Raw genomic sequence first — 19,047 nt, forward strand, 5'->3', positions numbered from 1 at the left:
AGGATGGCGTTCATGGGCGTGCGGATCTCGTGGCTCATGTTGGCAAGGAACTGGCTCTTGGCGATGGTGGCGGCTTCCGCTTCTTCCATGGAGCCGCGCAGCCAGCCTTCATAGGCTTTTTCGGTGCTGATGTCGTGGCTGATGCCGAGGTAGCCGCAGCGCTGGCCCTGCGCGTCGAACAGGGGTGTGACCACCAGCGACACCATGAAACGTGTTCCATCCTTGCGGATATTCGTCCACTCCGATTTCTTTCCCAGTGTTGATTCGTCCACCAGGACGGCGAAGCCCGTGACTGAACGACCCGTTTCAAGGCTCAGCTCTGTTGCCCGTGCGTTCACTTCGGCGGGGTCAAAAAAGATGGAACTGGTTTTTTGTCCGACGATTTCTTCAGGATCGAAGCCGAACATCCTCTGCGCGCCTGTATTGAACAAGGTGATGATCCGGTCCAGCCCGGTGGTGATGACGGCCACCTCGGAGGCCGCATCCAGCACGGACTGCAGCATGGTGCTGGTGCGAACCAGTTCGGTTTCGGCGCGTTTGCGGTCCGAGATGTCCAGGTGGGTGCCTGACACCCACTCGGGCTTGCCGTCTGCAGTCCAGGATGAGATTTTCCCGCGGTCCTGAACCCACACCCAATACCCATCCCGGTGGCGCATGCGGAACTCGCATTCGTAGTAACCCAGACTGCCATTCAGGTGCTCTGCCATGAGGCGCATGACACGCCCCAGATCGTCGGGGTGGCAGTGGGCCGCCCAGGACTGTACATTCCAGGGCTGAAGCTCCGGCAGGGCGTAGCCCATGATATCGGCCCAGCGCTCGTTCAGGATCGCTTCGCCGGTCTGGACATTCATCTCCCAGGTGCCCGCATGGGTGCCCAGAATGATGTTGTTCAGGTGCTCGCGCTCATTGGCCAGTGCTTGTTGCGTGACCTTCACCGTCGTCACGTCGGTGCGAATGGAGACATACTTTTCAATGCCGCCGTCGCCTATGAACGGCGAGATGAGGGTGTCCACCCAGTAGAGGCTGCCATCCTTGGCACGGTTGCATATGACATCGTGCCAGACGTGACCACCGGAGATGGTCTTCCACATATGGGCCCAGAATTCGTCGGACTGGACATCGGACTTGACGATGCGATGGTTCTGCCCCAGCAGCTCGCTCTGGCTGTAGCCGCTGATCTGGCAAAACAGTTCGTTGACGTAGGTGATGTTGCCAGCCAGATCGGAGATGGACAGCAGGGAGTGCTGGTCGATGGCATCCATCAGGGTCCGGGATTCCCGCAGCGCATGACCGAGCTGTGTGTTGCTCTCCTTCTGTTCGCTGACCAGGCGCGCCAGATCCGCCGTCATGTCGCTCGCCAGCGCTTCTGCGCGCGCTCGACCCACCAGCAAAAGCCAGGCAATGGCTGCCAGCAGCAAACTCAGCCCCGTGCCGCCAGCGCCGACCAGCAGGGGGGTGGCGCGGTCCAGCTCGGATTCAAGATGGGCGCTGCTACCCGCGCGAAGTGTCAGCAGGCGGCCACCAACGACCAGACTGCGAACTTCGTGAAACAAACGCGCTGCTTTGAAGTTGGTCGGTATCAACGACTCCGGTTGTGCCAGGACATCCTGTCGGGAAGAAAATACCATGGTTTGGGGCGATGCGTTTGCGCCATCAGCCAGTTCAAAGTCGACGTCACCATGGGTGATGGGAACCACGCTTTGCAGCAATTCACTGGCCGCCAGCGGCGAGTAGAAAAGTCCGACAAGCTGGGCGCGCCGAGCTTCGATCGTATCGGGCGGTTTCCCATTTTTGTAGATCGCGTTCAGCAGCAAAAAACCGGGGCCTTTGCGTCCATCCTGAACCAGCGTGATGATGCCGGAGAGGCTGGGCAGTCCGGTGTCAATGGCGCGCTCAACCGCTTCACGGCGAACCGGCTCGCTGCCTAAATCCAAACCTATGGCGACACGGTTGTTTGCTTCTGGCTCCAGGTACTTGATAATGTACAAAGTGGCTGCGTCGCCTTTGGTTTTGACATTGAAGTCGGGCGCACCGTCGGCTTTCTCGGCTGCCTCGAAGCTGGCCAGGTCAGCGCGTGCCACCCGTTCGATATAGCCAAAGCCGCGCACGCCGGGGAATTCCTTGAGCATGTCACGCGCCGTTACGTAGGCCTGGAAATTGGCCCGGCGCATCACGCCATTGACGCCAATGCCGGCATGCGCGCCGACGGCGCCGAGAATGCCGTAGAGCGGGCGCTGGAACTGATCGTTGATGGAGTCCTCGATGCGACTCACGTACTGGTTGAACTCCAGCAGGGCCTTGTCGCGAATGCTCTGGCGAATGGCGTGCACGCTGTAGGCCGTCAGGGGGAGTCCGATGACCAGCAGGGCCAGGGCGGCTAACACAGGCTTCCAGCCGTACCGAAGCGGATTCCAGGTGAAGTGTGGACGCATAGGGTGAGCAGTTGTTCTGCCTTCGATCTCAATGGCGCATTATGGATGGGAACGGTCGGTGGTGGAACAGCAGCGCAAGCTGACGCTCGTATGTAACCACTTCCATGTAAAAATCGAAACTCAATTACATACCAGGAGTCAGCCCCATGCCCCGTCGCGCTACCAAGATCGTTGCCACCCTTGGCCCCGCCTCCAGTGACCCTGCGTTGCTGGAGCAGATGATTCGTGCAGGGGTCAACGTGGTGCGTCTGAACTTCAGCCACGGCAAGGCGCAGGACCACATTGACCGCGCCCGTCTGGTGCGGGAGGTGGCGCACCGCGCGGGTCGCGAGGTCGCCATCATGGCCGACCTGCAGGGGCCGAAAATCCGGGTTGGCAAGTTCGCCGAGGGCAAGGTGATGCTGGAGCCGGGCCAGAAATTCATACTGGACGCGGCGCGCATCGAACTGGGTGATATCGACGCCGTGGGACTGGACTACAAGGCCTTGCCGCGCGAGGTCAAGTCAGGCGATGTGCTCCTGCTCAACGACGGTCTGATCGTGATCACGGTCGATGACGTCAAGGGCGAGCAGGTGCACACCACGGTCAAGTTGGGTGGCGAGTTGTCCAACAACAAGGGCATCAACAAGCAGGGTGGCGGGCTGACCGCACCGGCCCTTACCGCCAAGGACATGGACGATATTCGCACGGCCATGAGTTTCCAGGCCGACTACGTGGCCGTGAGCTTTCCGAAAAGCGCCATCGACATGGAAATGGCGCGCCAACTGTGCAACGTGGCCGCTGCCGAATACAACCACAAACCCGGCATGATTGCCAAGATCGAGCGGGCCGAGGCGATTCCCCGCCTGGAGGAGATTCTGCTGGCCAGCGACGGCATCATGGTGGCGCGCGGCGACTTGGCGGTAGAGGTGGGCAATGCTGCTGTGCCGGCCCTGCAAAAACGCATGATCAAGCTGGCGCGCGAGCATGACAAGGTGGTGATCACCGCCACGCAGATGATGGAGTCCATGATCACCAACCCGGTGCCCACCCGTGCCGAGGTCAGTGACGTGGCCAACGCGGTGCTCGATGGTACCGATGCCGTGATGCTGTCAGCCGAAACGGCCGCTGGCAAGTACCCGCTGGAAACGGTTCAGGAAATGGCCAAGATTTGCCATGCCGCAGAGGGGCATGAAGACTTCAAGCTGGAAGCTGATTTCACCGGCAAGATCTTCAACCGCATCGATCAGTCCATTGCGATGGGTGCGCTGTTCACCGCGCACCATCTGGGCGCCAAGGCCATAGTGGCCATGACCGACAGTGGATCGACCGCGCTGTGGATGAGCCGCCACCTGATCCAGGTGCCGATCTACGCGCTGACCTCCAAAGTGGCAACGCAACGAAAAATGGCGCTTTACCGCAATGTGCGTCCTCTGTTCATCGACACCAGCGCGGACCGTGATACGGCGCTGAACGAGGCCGAAAACCATCTGAAGAGCCGGGGCATCGTCCAGACGGGTGATGTGTATGCCATCACCTGCGGCGAGCCCATGGGTGCGCCGGGGGGCACCAACATGCTGAAGATCTGTCGGGTGTCCTGAGGCCCCCACGCTCCCTCACTGTGTGTGGTCCCTGCCCCCCGAGGGGGCGCATTTTGCCTTGGGGCGGCCCGGCGGCAAAACCCTTGTCTTTGTTGCGGGCGCTAAAATCTCTTCCATCGGTAAATAGTTACCAAGCGGTTACCAAGAGGTAGCTCAACAGGTTTTCAACTTCCCTGGGGATAAAAATGGCACTCGTTTCGATGCGCGAGCTGCTGGATCATGCAGCGGTCAACGGCTACGGCATTCCAGCTTTCAACGTCAACAATCTGGAGCAGGTTCAGGCCGTCATGCAGGCGGCGGATGAGGTCGGTGCGCCGGTCATCCTGCAGGCCAGCGCGGGTGCCCGCAAGTACGCGGGGGAATCCTTCATCAAGCACCTGATCCAGGCCGCGGTTGAAGCTTACCCGCATATCCCGCTGGTCATGCACCAGGACCACGGGCAGAACCCGGACGTGTGCCAGGGCGCGATCGACCTGGGCTTCAGCTCGGTGATGATGGACGGCTCGCTGATGGCCGATGGCAAGACGATTGCCAGCTACGAGTACAACGTGGAAGTCACCCGCAAGGTGGTGGACATGGCCCACGCCACCGGCGTGACGGTGGAAGGCGAACTGGGCTGCCTGGGCTCGCTGGAGACCATGAAAGGCGATAAGGAAGACGGCCACGGCACCGACGACACCATGACACGCGAACAGTTGCTGACCGACCCCGAACAGGCCGCCGATTTTGTCAAACGCACCCAGCTCGACGCCTTGGCCATCGCCATTGGCACCAGCCACGGCGCCTACAAGTTCACCCGCAAGCCCACCGGCGACATCCTGGCGATCGACCGCGTGATGGCCATCAACAAGCGCCTGCCCAACACCCACTTGGTGATGCACGGTTCCAGCAGCGTGCCGCAGGACCTGCTGGCCATCATCAACCAGTATGGCGGCAAGATGAAGGAGACCTACGGCGTGCCGGTGGAAGAAATTCAAAAGGCCATCAAGTTTGGCGTGCGCAAGATCAATATCGACACCGACATCCGTCTGGCGATGACCGCTGCGGTGCGCAAGTTCCTGGCCGAGAACCCTGACAAATTTGACGCCCGTGAATGGCTCAAGCCGGCGCGTGAAGCCGCCAAACAGATCTGCAAACAGCGCTACATGCAGTTTGGCTGCGAAGGCCAGGCTGGCAAGATCAAGGGCCACAGCCTGTCGGTGGTGGCGGGTCAATATGCCCGTGGCGAACTGGTGCAAGTCGTCCGCTGACCTGTCCTTGCGATAATCGGGGCCCGTTGTCGGTGAAAGCACCGCACCGGGCCTTTTTGCTTTCTTTGTTTTTGATTGCCACGATATGACTGCTGCCCTGCACACCTCCATGCTGACCTCCCTGCCCTTGCTTGCCCGTGGCAAGGTGCGCGACAACTATGCTGTGGGCGATGACCGCATCCTGATGGTGGCCAGCGACCGCCTGAGTGCGTTTGACGTGATCATGGGCGAACCGATTCCCGGCAAGGGTGCGCTGCTGACGCAGATGGCGCTGTTCTGGTTCGACCAGCTTGGCCCCAAGGGTTTGAACATTTGCCCGATCCACCTCACCGGCGAAGCGCCCGAAAGCGTGGTGACGCCTGCCGAGGTGCCACAGGTGGTGGGTCGCTCGATGCTGGTGAAACGCCTCAAGCCTTTGCCGGTCGAGGCGGTGGTGCGCGGCTACCTGGCCGGAAGCGGCTGGAAGGAATACCAGGAGAACCAGGCGGTGTGCGGCGTCAAGCTGCCTGCCGGGCTGAAGAACGCCAGCAAACTGCCCGAGCCCATTTACACGCCCGCAGCCAAGGCGGCAGTGGGTGACCACGACGAGAACATCACGTTCGAGCAGACGGTGGACATGATCGGCCTGGACCTGGCCACCCGCATCCGCGACATCAGTATCCAGCTCTACAAGGCCGCCAGCGAGATTGCTGCCAAAAAGGGCATCATCATTGCCGACACCAAGTTTGAGTTCGGTCTGGACGCCCAGGGCACGCTGACCCTGATGGATGAGGTGCTGACCCCGGATTCCTCGCGCTTCTGGCCGGCCGAGAGCTACCAGGAAGGCATCAATCCCCCCAGCTTTGACAAGCAGTTCGTGCGCGACTGGCTGGAGCAGGCTCAGGTGGATGGCAAGCCCTGGAGCAAGACCCCACCGGCCCCGCGTGTCCCCAATGAGGTGATTGCCAGGACGGCGGCCAAATACCAGGAAGCCATGCAGCGCCTCATGGGCCAGCCCGGCTAAGAGGCCGTTTCGCCAAACCCCGAGGCCAGGGCGTCGCGCAGGTAGCTCACAAACGCGGTCACGGCACGCGGCACATGGTGTGAATAGGGCCGGATGGCATACAGCTGTTCGGCGAACGCACCCACCGGTTTCCATTGCGGCAGCACCTGCACCAGCTTGCCTGCCTGCAGGCTGGCCTGGGCGCTGAAGTCGGGCAGCAGCGCGATGCCCAGGTTGGTCAGCGCGGCGTCTCGCAGGGCCTCGCTGTTGTTGGCTGACAAAGACCCCGTAACCGGTACCGTCACGCGTTCTCCGGCTTGCGCTGCTGCGCCCCCTGGAACGAGCGGCTCGAAGGTCCAGGCCGGTGTGTCCTGGGCCCGCGGGTAATGCAGGCAGTTATGTTGCACCAGATCATGCGGTGTGGCCGGCACGCCATGGCGGCGCAGGTAGCTGCGGCTGGCCACCAGCACCGAGTGGGTGGTGCACAGGGTCCAGGCCACATGGGTATCGGGTGGCGTGGAGGTGTGGCGGATGGCCAGGTCAAAACCCTCGGTGGCCAGTGAGGAGAGTCGGTCCGACAAATCCAGTTCCAGCCGTACTTCGGGGTAGTCGCGCAGAAAGTCGGCCAGCCGGGGCACCAGTTGCTGGCGCGCAAAGGCTACCGGCGCGGTGACCCGCAGCAGGCCACGCGGCGCACCGGCCAGATCGCGCACCTGGGCAAAGCTCTGCGCAATCTGCTCGAACTGGGCACGCGTGTCATCTACCAGGCGCTGCCCGGCTTCGGTCAGACGCACACTGCGCGTGGTGCGCTGCACCAATTCAACCCCGGCGGTGCGCTCCAGATCGGCCATGCGCTGGCTCATGGCGGCCTTGCTCACGCCCAGCCGGGCAGCGGCAGCGGTGTAGCTGCCCTGCTGAGCCAGCACGCTGAGCCAGTATAGATGACCCCAGAGTTCGTTGATTTTTTGCTCATTCATGGCCCTATTGTTCACTATTTTGAACAATAAATTCAGTTTTTCGGACTTGTCGCAGTCAGGCGAGGTCCCTAAACTTCAGCCTCGAACCGGCCCAGCCTTGAACCTTTTAACAACGAGACACGCCATGCAACAAGCTACCACCAGCACTGAAGTCGCCCAGTACATCAAGGGTGCGCGCACCGCCGGCACCGGCACGCGCACCCAAGCCGTCTACAACCCCGCCACCGGCGCGGTAGCTTGCCAGGTGCGCCTGGGCAATGTGGACGATGTGAACACCGCCGTGGCCGCCGCGCAAGCCGCGTTCCCGGCCTGGTCCGACACGCCGCCGATTCGCCGCGCCCGCGTGATGTTCAAATTTCTGGAGTTGCTCAACCAGCGCAAGGACGAACTGGCCCGCATCATCACCGCCGAACACGGCAAGGTCTTCACCGATGCGCAGGGCGAAGTGGCCCGTGGCATCGACATCGTCGAATTTGCCTGCGGCATTCCCCAGTTGCTCAAAGGCGACTTCACCGACCAGGTGTCAACCGGCATCGATAACTGGACGCTGCGCCAGCCTCTGGGCGTGGTGGCCGGCATCACGCCGTTCAACTTTCCCGTGATGGTGCCGATGTGGATGTTCCCGGTGGCGATTGCCGCGGGCAATACCTTCATCCTCAAACCCAGCCCGATCGACCCCAGCGCCAGCCTGTTCATGGCAGATTTGCTCAAACAGGCCGGTCTGCCCGACGGCGTGTTCAACGTGGTGCAGGGCGACAAGGAGGCCGTGGATGCGCTGCTGGTGCACCCGGACGTCAAGGCGGTGAGCTTTGTCGGCTCCACCCCGATTGCCAACTACATCTACGAAACCGGCGCCCACCACGGCAAGCGCGTGCAGGCCCTGGGCGGTGCCAAGAACCACATGGTGGTGATGCCCGATGCGGATATCGACCAGGTGGTGGATGCCTTGATTGGTGCGGGCTACGGCTCGGCCGGCGAGCGTTGCATGGCGATCTCGGTCGCGGTGTTAGTGGGGGATGTGGCCGACAAGGTGATGCCCAAGCTGATCGAGCGCACCAAATCACTCAAGGTGCTCAACGGCACCAACCTGGCCGCTGAAATGGGCCCGATCGTGACGCCGGCTGCGCATGCGCGCATCACCGGTTACATCGAGCAGGGCGTCAAGGAAGGTGCCCAACTGCTGGTGGATGGCCGCACGTTCACCGGTGCCGGCGCGGGCGAAGGTTGCGAGCAGGGCTTCTGGATGGGCGGCACGCTGTTTGACAATGTCACGCCCGAGATGCGCATCTACAAGGAAGAAATCTTTGGCCCGGTGCTGGCCTGTGTGCGGGTGCCGGACTTCGGCACTGCCGTCAAGCTGGTCAACGACCACGAATTTGGCAACGGTGTGGCCTGCTTCACCCGTGATGGCAATGTGGCGCGTGAATTCAGCCGGCGCATCCAGGTGGGCATGGTCGGCATCAACGTGCCGATCCCGGTGCCCATGGCCTGGCACGGCTTTGGCGGCTGGAAGCGCTCGCTGTTTGGCGACATGCACGCCTACGGCGAAGAAGGTGTGCGTTTCTACACCAAGCAGAAGTCCATCATGCAGCGCTGGCCCGAGAGCACCCCCAAAGGTGCCGAGTTCGTGATGCCTACCGCAAAATAACGGCCCCCACGCTTGTCACTTCGTGTACTGCGCTGCCCCCCGAGGGGGCTGTGCTTGCTTGGGGCGGCCCGGCGCGGCGCACGGCTGACTTAGCTCAGCACCACGCTGCTGAGCCGCCGGCGGTAGGTGGCTACCGTCGGGTCGACAGGTGGAATCTGTCCGTCGGCCACCTTGATCTTGGGCGGCTCGATGATGTCCAGAATGGCAATGAAGGTCTTGCGTGCCCGGTCTTCGGCCCAAGTCTTGTCGCGCATCAGGATTTCCAGCAGCTCGTCCATGGCGGCGGTCCACTCCCTGGCCGCCATCAGGGTCTGTGCCTTGCCAAAACGCGCCTCAAAGTCGCGCTTGTTGGCTGCAATTTTGGCTTCAAATGTGGCTATCGCCCCCGTCGAATCTGGATTGTCCATTGCAAAATCAATAGCATTCATCCAGCGCTGCAGCGAGTCAAAGCGCCGCACCAGTGCGGTCTTGGCGATCACCGGGGCAAACGCCACCTTGGCGTCGTCGACCTCACCTGCATTCAATAGCAGCTTGATGTAGTCAAAGCGGGCGTCTTCATCGTCCGGATTCTTCAGTACCGCCTGGTGCAGCGCCTCGCGGATGGCGGCGGGGTCGTTGGCGTCAGGTGCATCTGAAATGGCCACGCCAGTGACTTCGGCTTCCAGCACATCGCCCGCAGGCACATGCTTGTCCAGAAAGGCCTTGATCTGGCTTTCGGGCACGGCGCCCATGAAGCCGTCCACCGGCTTGCCGTCGATCATCAGCACGCAGGTGGGAATGCTGCGAATACCAAAAGCCTGGCTGAGTTCCTGCTCCTGATCGGAGTCGATCTTGACCAGCTTGAAGCGTCCCGCGTAGTCGGTTTCGATCTTTTCCAGCAGCGGGCCGATCACTTTGCAGGGGCCGCACCACGGCGCCCAGAAGTCGACCAGCACCGGGATTTGCATGGAAGCGGCAACCACCTCGGCATCGAAGTTTTCAACAGTAACGTTCATCATTCTGGGCAGCTCGGGGTAAGTTAGTAAAATTCAACACTATGAAACACATTCAAATCGGCGTCGTCATGGGCTCCAGCTCTGACTGGGACACCATGCAACAGGCAGTCCATATTCTCCAACAGTTTGGAATCTCGCACGAAGCGCGCGTGGTCTCTGCCCACCGGATGCCGGATGATATGTTTGCTTACGCCGAAGCCGCCAGTGGGCGTGGCCTGCGCGCCATCATCGCGGGCGCCGGGGGCGCAGCTCACCTGCCGGGCATGCTGGCAGCCAAGACCACGGTGCCGGTGCTGGGTGTGCCGGTGGCGTCCAAACACCTGTCCGGGGTCGATTCTTTGCACAGCATTGTGCAAATGCCCAAGGGCATCCCGGTGGCCACTTTTGCCATCGGCGCTGCCGGTGCTGCCAATGCGGCCCTGTTTGCGGTGGCCATGCTGGCCACGCAAGACGAGGCCCTGCGTGCCAAGCTGGACGCCTTTCGCGCCGAACAAACCGAAGTTGCCCGTGGCATGACGCTGCCGCCCGTGCTATGAGCCGTCAAACCATTTTGCCCGGCACTACGGCGGGCGGGCAACAGACCACACTGGGTGTGATGGGCGGTGGCCAGTTGGGTCGCATGTTTGTGCAGGCCGCGCAGGCCATGGGTTATTTCACGGCGGTGCTCGACCCCGATGTGAGCAGCCCGGCCGGGCTGGTGAGCCACTTTCACATCCAGACCGATTACCTGGACGAACAGGGCCTGGCACAGCTGATGCAGCGCTGCGCCGCCATCACCACCGAGTTTGAGAATGTGCCCGCTCCGGCTCTCATGACGCTGGGTGCGCACCGGCCCGTGGCGCCTGGGGCTGAAGCCGTGGGTATTGCCCAGGACCGCGCCAGGGAAAAAGCGCATTTCGTGCGCTGTGGCGTGCCCTGCGCGCCCTACGCCGTGATTGAGTCCGCTACGCAGTTGAACGCGGTCAGCGATGACTTGCTGCCCGGCATTCTCAAGACGGCGCGCATGGGCTATGACGGCAAAGGCCAGGTGCGTGTCAAAACCCGTGACGAACTGGCCGCCGCCTGGACCGGACTCAAGGGCGTGCCCTGCGTGCTGGAGAAAATGCTGCCGCTTAAGGCCGAGTGTTCGGTGATCGTGGCGCGCGGCTGGGACGGCGCCTGCGTGAACCTGCCGGTGCAGCTCAACCTGCACCGCGAGGGGATTCTGGCCGTGACCGAGGTTTATGAGGGAAATATACCGGTGGCCCTCGCAGAGCAAGCGGTTGAAGCTACTAAATCAATAGCAGAAGGTCTGCACTACGTGGGCGTGCTGTGCGTTGAGTTTTTCGTGCTGGCAGACAACACGCTGATCGTCAACGAAATAGCGCCCCGTCCGCACAACAGCGGCCACTACTCGGTCGATGCCTGCGATGTGTCGCAGTTTGACTTGCAGGTGCGCACTCTGGCGGGCCTGCCGCTGCAGCAGCCGCGCCAGCACAGCCCCAGCATCATGCTCAATTTGCTGGGTGACTTGTGGCAGGGCGATGGCCAGGTCACGCCGCCCTGGGATCAGGTGCTGGCCTTGCCGGGCGTCCACCTGCATCTGTATGGCAAGCTCAAGGCCAGTCCGGGCCGCAAGATGGGTCATCTGACGATCACCGGGCCAAGTGTGGACGCGGTCCGCACCCATGCGCTGGCGGCGGCGGCGATCCTGGGCATCGAAGCCTTTTGACACTTGGCTTCTCCATGATTCTGGACGGTGCTGCCGATAAATCGATCGCCCTGGCCGTTCAAGCCTTGCGCGCCGGTGAGCTGCTGGGCCTGCCGACCGAAACCGTGTACGGCCTGGCCGCCAACGCGGACGATGATGCGGCGATTGCCAAAATCTTTGCCGCCAAAGGCCGGCCTTCTGATCACCCCCTGATTGTTCATGTGCACGATGCGGTTGCCGTGGCGCACTATGCGCGCGAGGTGCCGGATTTTGCGCACAAGCTGATGCAAGCTTTCTGGCCCGGCCCGCTGACCCTGATTCTGCCGCGCCGCGCGGGCGTTGCGGCAACGGCGGCGGGCGGACAGGATTCAATCGGTCTGCGCTGCCCCTCGCATCCGGTGGCGCAGGCGCTGCTCAAGGCTTGTCTGACGCCGGGTGCGGACCCCCAGGCACAGCCCGCGGTGTGGGGTATTGCCGCACCCAGTGCCAACAAGTTCGGGCGCGTCAGCCCGACCACTGCCGCGCATGTTCAAAGCGAGTTTGGCGGCGATCTGCTGATTCTGGACGGTGGCCCGTGTGCCGTGGGCATTGAATCCACCATCATCGACTGCACGCGCGGGGCACCGGTGCTATTGCGCCCCGGCGCTGTCACGCCGCAGCAGGTGCAGGCCGTGTGCGGCCACAAAGTGCTGTCCAAGGACGAGCTGGAGGCCCCCGCCCCCCGTGCTTCCGGCACGCTCGAATCACACTACGCCCCCCATGCCAAGGTGCGGCTGATGGATGCCAAGGCCTTGCAGACGGCGCTGGACCTGCTGGGTGGGGACATCGATGGCGGCAAAGCCGATGGCCCCGTCATCGCCACCTATTCGCGCGTCATCCTGCAAAGCCGCTCCAGCAAAGTGCTCAGAAGGCGCATGCCCGATGACGCCGCTACCACCGCGCAACAACTGTTTGCCGTGTTGCGCGAGTTCGACGCCCAGGGCGTCAAACTGATCTGGATCGAGACACCGCCCGAAGCACCCGAGTGGGACGGTGTGCGCGACCGACTGCAAAGAGCGTCGGCTGGCTGACACAGCACCAGCGACCAGGGCTGTTCAGCACGGCTGCTCGCTCCAAGCTGGATCAGCTTGTGGCCTTCACCGCCAGGACTGGACAGTCAACGGACAGGAGCAGTTCTTGTGCAACACTGCCCATAATGAGTTTTCCGACGGGAGAGCGCTTGCGTATTCCAATGACGAGCAGGGAAACAGGCAGGGTTGCCACCAGGGTTTCAATTTCCTCAACGGCGCTCTTGCCGCGTCCGTATTGTTTGAATTCTGCGTTCAAACCGGTTTGAGCCAATAGCGCCTCAATGCGTTCGACGTCCTGGGCAGCGGCCATGGCGTCGTCATCGGCGTTACCGGGGGTCGCGTTGACTACAAGCAGATGCTCATTGCGACGCTTTGCGATTTCGATGCCCTTCTCCAGCGCGACTTGCCCTTCGGGGCGGGGCGCGTAGGCTACGACGATTGTCATGAAATTCTCCTGAATTCAGTGGTTATGTGGAGCATCACGCTCTCTGTGAGGCATGACGCTTGGTCACGTGATTATGCTTTGAGGATTCAGTACCCGCGTTGGCTGATCGACACCCTGTTTTCGGTACAGGCCTTGTCCAAGGTGTTGCGTCCCAATAACCAGGGTAGCAAACGTTTGCAAAGCTTGGCATGACAGCATCAGAGGCGGGGGATGGCCGTGTCATGGAGTTCCCAACACGCCACGCTCGGCCATAATCTGATCATTCAAATGGGGTGAAGCTTTAAACCCCATCGCGACTGCCTGTGCAGGCGGTTCAGTCCAACATGGTTTATCAGCCGCGGGAGGTGGTCTTGGTTTCTACGAACATTGCAGCGCGGCGGATAAACGCGAATCGTTAGACATCACACCAGACCCGCGCCGTGCTCTTGCGTCTCCTCGATCTCTTTGGTGTGGCCGTCTTCGCCATCAGCGGCGCGCTCGCCGGCATAGCTGCGCAACTCGATCTACTGGGCATCCTCGTGCTTGCATCCGTCACCGCGGTTGGAGGCGGCACGATTCGCGACTTACTCTTGAGTCGACACCCTATCTTCTGGATTGAGGACCCCTGGCCTCTCTTCTCCATCGTCTGTGCCACCGCGCTGACGCTGCTCTGGGTTCACCTGTTTCCGGTCCCAAGGAGTGCGTTGCTTATCGCCGATGCACTCGGTCTGGCATTGTTTGCGATGTCAGGCGCCCGGATCGCCGAAAGCACCGGGTGTCGCACACTTGTGGTCATTCTCATGGGCACGCTCACGGGCGCTGGCGGCGGGGTGGTCCGCGATTTGCTGTCGGCGAGGGTCCCATTGATCCTTCGCCAAGACATCTATGCATCGGCAGCCATCGCTGGGGTCGCAATCTACTTGCTCATGCGAGCAACCAAGGCGCCCGCTGCGTTCGCCCTGGCCGTGGGCTTCGTCACCGTGGCGGGCACGCGGCTGGCGGCGATAGCCTTCGACCTTCGGCTTCCTACGTTTGTGCTGCCGTAGCGGGTCGAGCTAGCTAAACTCGCCAAAGCGCTCGGCACCCCCAATTTGCGGTGGCCCGCTATGACGTAGCATCACTTCACTTCACTTCACTTCACTTCACTTCGCAGCGCGGCGAAGGTCAGCTACCGAAACCGCAGCTTCATCACCAGAATGCCTGCCGCCAGGCCGAGCGTGATCACGTTGGCAATCACGATGGGCCAGGCCTGCAGCAAGACGCCATATCCCAGCCAGCAGGCCACCCCCACCGTGAACACGCTGTACATGCCCAGCGAGATGCCGCGCACATCGCGGGTGCGAAAGGTGTGCCAGGCTTGCGGCACAAAGCTGGCGGTGGTCAGGACGGCGGCGATGTAACCAAGAATTTCAGACAGGGGCATGGTAGAGATTGCGGGGGGGCGCGCTCAGTTATCGTTGCTGGTCCAGTCCAGCAGGGCTTCAATGGCGGGTCGGGCGGCCAGGGCTGCGGCGTGGTTGACGATGGCCACCAGCACGTAGCGCTTGCCGCTGGCGCCGTCCACATAGCCCGCCACGGCGCTTACGTCGCGCAGGCTGCCGGTCTTCAGGTGGGCGCTGCCCACAGACTTGGCACGGCTGCGTTTGAGCGTGCCATCCACTCCGGTGATGGGCAGGGAGGACATGAGTTCGGACATCCAGGGTGAGCGGTAGGCATGTTGCAGCAAACGCGCCAGAGCCTGAGCGCTGATGCGCTCGCTGCGCGACAGGCCGGAGCCGTTGTCCATGACCGGTGCATCGTCCGAGCCCATGCGCTCCTTCCACCAGCGGCGCAGCACTTCACGCGAGGCCGTTTGCGTGGCGGCGCCGCTGGTCGGGCTGCCGTTCTGGCCTCGCGGTGCCAGGCTGAGCGTGAGGAACAGTTGCTGTGCCATCACGTTGTTGCTGAACTTGTTGATGTCGCGGATCACCTCGGCGAGCACGGGCGAAGTCTGTTCCAGCGTGGGTTTCAGAGTCACGCCAGCAGGCGTTGGCACGCGCCCTTCGCGCACTGTGCCGGTGAGCTTGCCGCCCATCTCGTGCCACAGCCCTTCCACGGCGCGCACGTTGTAGCTCTTGGGGTCGGCGTAGGCCACGGGCCAGACCTTTTCGGCGCAACTGGCCGGGTAGGCACCGCCAAAGCGGATGCGCGTGGGGTCGGCAAAGTCGGCCTTGAGGGCGCCGCGGTAGTCGCCACATTCAGCATTGGACAAGGGCACGCTGGTCTGCATCTGCACCCCCGCCAACGGTGGCTCGTAATGCACCTGCGCGGTCTTGACGGTGGGGTCTGGCACAAAGGTCATGACCACCGATTTGAAGTTGAGCAGCAGCGCATCGGGCGCGGCGTTGTAGGGGCGCAGTGGTTCGCCGTCAAAGCTGGCCGGGTCAAGCTCGATGGTCTCAAAGGCACTGCGGTCCAGCACGATGTCGCCGGCAATTTTGTTGATACCCAGGCCCTGTACCCGGCGCAGCAGCAGCCACAGGCGCTCCAGCACCAGCTTGGGGTCGCCCTGGCCCTTGATGTAGAGGTTGCCAAACAAGGTGCCGTCGCGCACCGCGCCTTCCACAAACACCGGCGTGCTCCAGGTGAAGGCGGGGCCCAGCAGATCGAGCGCTGCATAAGTGGTCACCAACTTCATGACGGAGGCGGGATTCACCGCCACACCGGCGCGGTGACTCAGGCGCGGGGGCGACTTGCCCTCGGCGTCGACCACCAGCAGCGTGACGGCATCGCGCGGGACCTTGGCGCGGGCCAGGGCCGCATCCACTTCAGGGGGCAGGATTTGAGCGAACGCCTGGCTGCACAGCAGGGCAGACAGACACAGCAGCAGGCGTTGCGGTAAAGACATGCCCTGATTATCCCGAGTCCTGTGGGGGCCACGGATAATGGAGGCATGCATTCATCCCAAAGCCATTCTTCAAGGGGGTTTTCACCCCGCACGATTGGCCTTGCCGCCGCCTTGGTCACGGTGCTGATCTGGACCGCCTTTATCGTCATTGCCCGCGCCTCGGCGGATCCCGCGCGGGGCGGCACCCTCACGCCCTTTGACATTGCCTTCTGCCGCATCGTGGGCGCCAGCCTGATTCTGCTGCCCTGGGGCTGGTGGCTGGTGCGCCGCGACCGGATGGCGGGCACCGGGCATTCTTCGCTGTTCGGACTCTCACCCTTGTCCTTGCGCGTGACCGCCACCGTGGGACTGTTTGGCGGCTTGCTGTATGCCGTGCTGGCCTATAGCGGCTTTGTGTTTGCCCCGGCGGCGCACGCCTCGGTGCTGATGCCCGGCAGCCTGCCGCTGTGGACCGCGCTGCTGGCGGTGCTGGTCTTGCGTGACCGCATCACACCGCTGCGTGCCCTGGGTTTGGGCCTGATCGTGCTGGGCGATCTGCTGGTGGGCGGCGCCAGTCTGTTGCATGCCTTTGACGGCGGCGAGGTCTGGAAGGGCGACCTGCTGTTCATGGTGGCGGCCCTGTGCTGGTCTACCTACAGCGTGCTGGCGCGCCGCCATGCGCTGGATGCAGTGCGCGCCACCATCGCCATCACCGCCTTTGCCTTTGTGATTTATGTGCCGATTTACCTGGCACTGGTGCTGGGGCAGGTGGCACCCGGCCATGTATTCACAGCGCCGTGGCGCGAGGTGCTGTTCCAGGCGCTGTTCCAGGGCTGGGGTTCGGTGGTGATCTCCGGCATCACCTTCACCAAGATGATCCAGCACTTCGGCCCGGTGCGCTCCACCATGATCACGGCGCTGGTGCCGGGTTTGTCGGCCCTGGGCGCGGTGGTGTTCCTGGGTGAACCCTTGTTTTGGAACCTGTCTGCAGGTCTTGCGCTGGTGACCCTGGGCATTCTGTTTGGGGTTCGTGCGGCCGCGCCGGTGGCCATTGCAAAAGAAGCTGTTCGCGCCGGGGTGCGGCCATGAACCTGCTCGCCCTGGACACCAGTACCGAAAAAATGTCCCTCGCGGTGCAGCGCTCGGACTCTGGTGGCCACACGTCGGAGCTTTGGCAGCACAGCGCTGAAGGTGGTGCGCAGACCTCGGCCCACTTGATTCCCGCTATCCAAAGCCTGATGGCGCAAGCCGGGCTGGCTTTCTCGCAGCTCGATGCCATTGTGTTTGGCAGCGGTCCGGGCTCGTTCACGGGTCTGCGCACGGCTTGCTCGGTGGCGCAGGGGCTGGCTTTGGGGGCGAACGTCAAAGTACTGCCGATGGACACCCTGCTGGCCGTGGCCGAGGAGGCGCGCAACCAGCAAGCACCAGAATTGGCGCACTTTCAGGTGCAGGCCCTGCTAGATGCCCGGATGGACGAGATGTACGCAGCACGCTATGTTTTTAGTAGCGGTTTGTGGTCGCAAACCGGGGGCCACAGGCTGATTCGTCCTGAAAATCTGGACGGCGATGCGAGCTGGACGCTGGCCGGCAATGTGTTCGTCAACTACGGTGCCCGTTTGCCCTGTGCCGACGCGCCCCGGGTGGAAGTTCTGCCCACGGCCAGCGCCATGTTGCGTCTGGCGCCGGCCCTGCTGGCGGCTGGCGCGGCGCTGCCCGCCGACCAGGCCCTGCCGCTCTACATCCGCGACAAGGTCGCGAAAACCACGCTGGAGCGGGCCGCGGAAAAGGCGGCTGCATGAGTGCAGTTCTCAAAGCCATGGAAGCCCGCTTTGAGCCCTTGACGGCCCAACACCTGGATGCGGTGATGCGCGTGGAGCAGCAGGCCTATGCTCATCCCTGGTCGCACGGCAATTTCATCGACACGCTGGCTTCCGGCTATGAGGCGCAGTTGCTCATGGCCGGTGACACCTTGCTGGGCTACTTTGTCGCCATGAAGGGCGTGGACGAGGTGCACCTGCTCAACATCACGGTGGCGCCCGACTACCAGCGCCAGGGTTGGGCCCGCGTGATGCTCGATGCGCTGGCGATCTGGGCCAAAGGGCAAGGCGCGGCCTGGCTCTGGCTGGAAGTGCGGGTGGGCAATCTGCGCGCCATGGAGGTCTATGAGAGTCAGGGCTTTCGCCGCGTGGGGCTGCGCAAAAACTACTATCCCGCCGTTCAGGGCCAGCGCGAAGACGCCATCGTCATGAACCTGCGCCTGTGAGTCTGTGAGAATGTGCCCATGAGTCTTGACCTGGATGAACGACAGCGCGCCATGTTGCAGGAGATGGGTGTGCACGTGTGGCTGCCCGCAGCGCAAGTGCCCGAGCCGCACAAGGTACAGGCTGCTCCCGCTGCCGTGCAGGTGCCCCGCGAGGAGGTTCGTAAAGCATCCACGGTTGCTATTGAAAATATAGCTATTGAAGCAATCAACACGAGGGGTACAGTCCAAAATCATACGGAAACTGGCTTGGTGGAAGGGATCGCCGGGATGGACTGGCCGCAGCTGGCGCAAAGTGTGGCGGCATGCCAGGCCTGCAAGCTGTGCGTCGGGCGCCGTGCACCGGTATTTGGCGGTGCCACAGCGCCTGCCCGGGCTGACTGGCTGGTGCTGGGCGAGCCGCCGGACGAGGCTGAAGAGCGCGCTGGAACGCCGTTTGCAGAGCAGGCCGGCCAGCTGCTGGACAACATGCTCAAAGCCTTGGGCGTGAGCCGCACAGCGGGTGGCGCAGACCCGCGCAAGATCGTCTATGTGAGCAACGTGGTCAAGTGCCGCCCTGCCGTGGTGCGCAACCCCGAGCCACAAGAGCTGGCCGCCTGCGAAAACTATTTGCGCCGTGAAGTGGCGCTGGTACAACCCAAAATCATTCTGGCGCTGGGGCGTTTTGCCGCCCAGTCCCTGCTGCGCGAAAGCCTGCCGGATGTGGCCGGCATTCCCCTGGGCAAGCTGCGCGGGCAGGTTTATCGCTACCAGGGCATTCCAGTGGTGGTGAGCTACCACCCGGCGTATCTGTTGCGTACCCAGCAGGACAAGGCCCGCGCCTGGGTCGATTTGTGCCTGGCGCAGGCGACGATCGGTTCTTGAGCCGACGCA

The 19,047-nt window shown here is 62.6% G+C and carries 18 protein-coding genes; 12 read left to right on the forward strand and 6 right to left on the reverse strand.

All coding sequences use genetic code 11. The annotated features are described in order from the left end of the window. The coding region (locus IV109_RS07060) for a CHASE domain-containing protein (RefSeq protein ID WP_296694333.1) at positions 1-2,432 on the reverse strand (2,432 nt) is incomplete at its 3' end. A 146-nt stretch (positions 2,433-2,578) separates the two neighbouring features. On the opposite strand from IV109_RS07060, the gene pyk reads away from it, so the two are divergent. From pyk to IV109_RS07075, 3 genes are all read left to right on the forward strand, one after another. Beyond that, positions 2,579-4,012: a pyruvate kinase gene (gene pyk / locus IV109_RS07065; protein WP_296694335.1), complete on the forward strand. Its 1,434-nt coding sequence runs from the start codon at positions 2,579-2,581 to the stop codon at positions 4,010-4,012. A 185-nt stretch (positions 4,013-4,197) separates the two neighbouring features. Beyond that, entirely contained in the window at positions 4,198-5,262 is a 1,065-nt protein-coding gene (fba, locus tag IV109_RS07070; RefSeq protein WP_296694338.1) for a class II fructose-bisphosphate aldolase, read from the forward strand. Between the two features lie 85 nt (positions 5,263-5,347). Continuing rightward, on the forward strand, positions 5,348-6,265 hold the full coding sequence (locus tag IV109_RS07075) for a phosphoribosylaminoimidazolesuccinocarboxamide synthase (RefSeq protein WP_296694341.1): 918 nt from the start codon (positions 5,348-5,350) through the stop codon (positions 6,263-6,265). Here the strand turns inward: IV109_RS07075 and IV109_RS07080 are convergent. Further along, positions 6,262-7,221, reverse strand: a complete 960-nt coding sequence (locus IV109_RS07080) for a LysR family transcriptional regulator (RefSeq protein ID WP_296694343.1) — start codon at positions 7,219-7,221, stop codon at positions 6,262-6,264. The genes IV109_RS07075 and IV109_RS07080 overlap by 4 nt on opposite strands. Before the next feature lie 124 nt (positions 7,222-7,345). On the opposite strand from IV109_RS07080, the gene IV109_RS07085 reads away from it, so the two are divergent. Continuing rightward, positions 7,346-8,869, forward strand: a complete 1,524-nt coding sequence (locus tag IV109_RS07085) for a CoA-acylating methylmalonate-semialdehyde dehydrogenase (RefSeq protein WP_296694346.1) — start codon at positions 7,346-7,348, stop codon at positions 8,867-8,869. A gap of 89 nt (positions 8,870-8,958) precedes the next feature. On the opposite strand, the gene trxA is transcribed toward IV109_RS07085, so the two are convergent. Next, a complete protein-coding gene (gene trxA / locus IV109_RS07090; RefSeq protein WP_296694348.1) occupies positions 8,959-9,867 on the reverse strand; it encodes a thioredoxin in 909 nt (302 codons plus the stop codon). Between the two features lie 38 nt (positions 9,868-9,905). Here trxA and purE point away from each other — a divergent pair, with 38 nt between their 5' ends. From purE to IV109_RS07105, 3 genes are read left to right on the forward strand one after another with little or no spacing between them, the layout of a single operon-like run. Beyond that, positions 9,906-10,400 carry a 5-(carboxyamino)imidazole ribonucleotide mutase gene (gene purE, locus IV109_RS07095; protein ID WP_296694350.1) on the forward strand — a complete coding sequence of 165 codons (495 nt, stop codon included), beginning with the start codon at positions 9,906-9,908 and terminating at the stop codon, positions 10,398-10,400. Continuing rightward, complete coding sequence (locus IV109_RS07100; RefSeq protein ID WP_296694353.1) at positions 10,397-11,575, forward strand: 5-(carboxyamino)imidazole ribonucleotide synthase; 1,179 nt, start codon at positions 10,397-10,399, stop codon at positions 11,573-11,575. The genes purE and IV109_RS07100 overlap by 4 nt, the downstream gene beginning before the upstream one ends. 14 nt (positions 11,576-11,589) lie before the next feature. After that, the gene (locus tag IV109_RS07105; RefSeq protein ID WP_296694491.1) at positions 11,590-12,624 is read left to right on the forward strand and encodes an L-threonylcarbamoyladenylate synthase; all 1,035 of its coding nucleotides are present in this window, start codon (positions 11,590-11,592) and stop codon (positions 12,622-12,624) included. Between the two features lie 52 nt (positions 12,625-12,676). Here the strand turns inward: IV109_RS07105 and IV109_RS07110 are convergent, their stop codons facing one another. Beyond that, complete coding sequence (locus IV109_RS07110) at positions 12,677-13,069, reverse strand: universal stress protein (RefSeq protein WP_296694355.1); 393 nt, start codon at positions 13,067-13,069, stop codon at positions 12,677-12,679. 419 nt (positions 13,070-13,488) lie between these two features. Here IV109_RS07110 and IV109_RS07115 point away from each other — a divergent pair, with 419 nt between their 5' ends. Beyond that, entirely contained in the window at positions 13,489-14,094 is a 606-nt protein-coding gene (locus tag IV109_RS07115) for a trimeric intracellular cation channel family protein (RefSeq protein WP_296694356.1), read from the forward strand. Positions 14,095-14,216: 122 nt separating this feature from the next. Here IV109_RS07115 and IV109_RS07120 read toward each other — a convergent pair whose 3' ends face one another. Together IV109_RS07120 and dacB are read right to left on the reverse strand one after the other, a co-directional pair. Then, positions 14,217-14,471 (reverse strand): SemiSWEET transporter, encoded by a 255-nt coding sequence (locus tag IV109_RS07120; RefSeq protein WP_296694359.1) that lies wholly within the window; start codon positions 14,469-14,471, stop codon positions 14,217-14,219. A 24-nt stretch (positions 14,472-14,495) separates the two neighbouring features. Then, complete coding sequence (gene dacB, locus IV109_RS07125) at positions 14,496-15,935, reverse strand: D-alanyl-D-alanine carboxypeptidase/D-alanyl-D-alanine-endopeptidase (RefSeq protein ID WP_296694361.1); 1,440 nt, start codon at positions 15,933-15,935, stop codon at positions 14,496-14,498. A gap of 45 nt (positions 15,936-15,980) precedes the next feature. Between dacB and IV109_RS07130 the strand changes: the two genes are divergently transcribed. The 4 genes from IV109_RS07130 to IV109_RS07145 are packed head-to-tail and all read left to right on the forward strand — an operon-like array spanning position 15,981 to position 19,038. Further along, complete coding sequence (locus tag IV109_RS07130) at positions 15,981-17,003, forward strand: DMT family transporter (protein ID WP_296694363.1); 1,023 nt, start codon at positions 15,981-15,983, stop codon at positions 17,001-17,003. Continuing rightward, the gene (gene tsaB / locus IV109_RS07135; protein WP_296694365.1) at positions 17,000-17,713 is read left to right on the forward strand and encodes a tRNA (adenosine(37)-N6)-threonylcarbamoyltransferase complex dimerization subunit type 1 TsaB; all 714 of its coding nucleotides are present in this window, start codon (positions 17,000-17,002) and stop codon (positions 17,711-17,713) included. The genes IV109_RS07130 and tsaB overlap by 4 nt, the downstream gene beginning before the upstream one ends. Then, entirely contained in the window at positions 17,710-18,177 is a 468-nt protein-coding gene (rimI, locus tag IV109_RS07140) for a ribosomal protein S18-alanine N-acetyltransferase (protein WP_296694367.1), read from the forward strand. Before tsaB ends, rimI begins: the two co-directional genes overlap by 4 nt. A gap of 18 nt (positions 18,178-18,195) precedes the next feature. Beyond that, positions 18,196-19,038, forward strand: coding sequence for a uracil-DNA glycosylase (locus IV109_RS07145; RefSeq protein ID WP_296694369.1), 843 nt, complete (start codon positions 18,196-18,198; stop codon positions 19,036-19,038). Positions 19,039-19,047: the final 9 nt, after the last annotated feature.

Source organism: Rhodoferax sp., from assembly GCF_018780565.1.
Taxonomy (GTDB): domain Bacteria; phylum Pseudomonadota; class Gammaproteobacteria; order Burkholderiales; family Burkholderiaceae_C; genus Rhodoferax.

Bases quoted from the DNA above. Each gene is read 5' to 3' on its own strand.
- pyk (WP_296694335.1), top strand. From the start codon at position 2,579: ATGCCCCGTCGCGCTACCAAGATCGTTGCCACCCTTGGCCCCGCCTCC.
- fba (WP_296694338.1), top strand. From the start codon at position 4,198: ATGGCACTCGTTTCGATGCGCGAGCTGCTGGATCATGCAGCGGTCAAC.
- IV109_RS07075 (WP_296694341.1), top strand. From the start codon at position 5,348: ATGACTGCTGCCCTGCACACCTCCATGCTGACCTCCCTGCCCTTGCTT.
- IV109_RS07080 (WP_296694343.1), bottom strand. From the start codon at position 7,221: ATGAATGAGCAAAAAATCAACGAACTCTGGGGTCATCTATACTGGCTC.
- IV109_RS07085 (WP_296694346.1), top strand. From the start codon at position 7,346: ATGCAACAAGCTACCACCAGCACTGAAGTCGCCCAGTACATCAAGGGT.
- trxA (WP_296694348.1), bottom strand. From the start codon at position 9,867: ATGATGAACGTTACTGTTGAAAACTTCGATGCCGAGGTGGTTGCCGCT.
- purE (WP_296694350.1), top strand. From the start codon at position 9,906: ATGAAACACATTCAAATCGGCGTCGTCATGGGCTCCAGCTCTGACTGG.
- IV109_RS07100 (WP_296694353.1), top strand. From the start codon at position 10,397: ATGAGCCGTCAAACCATTTTGCCCGGCACTACGGCGGGCGGGCAACAG.
- IV109_RS07105 (WP_296694491.1), top strand. From the start codon at position 11,590: ATGATTCTGGACGGTGCTGCCGATAAATCGATCGCCCTGGCCGTTCAA.
- IV109_RS07110 (WP_296694355.1), bottom strand. From the start codon at position 13,069: ATGACAATCGTCGTAGCCTACGCGCCCCGCCCCGAAGGGCAAGTCGCG.
- IV109_RS07120 (WP_296694359.1), bottom strand. From the start codon at position 14,471: ATGCCCCTGTCTGAAATTCTTGGTTACATCGCCGCCGTCCTGACCACC.
- dacB (WP_296694361.1), bottom strand. From the start codon at position 15,935: ATGTCTTTACCGCAACGCCTGCTGCTGTGTCTGTCTGCCCTGCTGTGC.
- IV109_RS07130 (WP_296694363.1), top strand. From the start codon at position 15,981: ATGCATTCATCCCAAAGCCATTCTTCAAGGGGGTTTTCACCCCGCACG.
- tsaB (WP_296694365.1), top strand. From the start codon at position 17,000: ATGAACCTGCTCGCCCTGGACACCAGTACCGAAAAAATGTCCCTCGCG.
- rimI (WP_296694367.1), top strand. From the start codon at position 17,710: ATGAGTGCAGTTCTCAAAGCCATGGAAGCCCGCTTTGAGCCCTTGACG.
- IV109_RS07145 (WP_296694369.1), top strand. From the start codon at position 18,196: ATGAGTCTTGACCTGGATGAACGACAGCGCGCCATGTTGCAGGAGATG.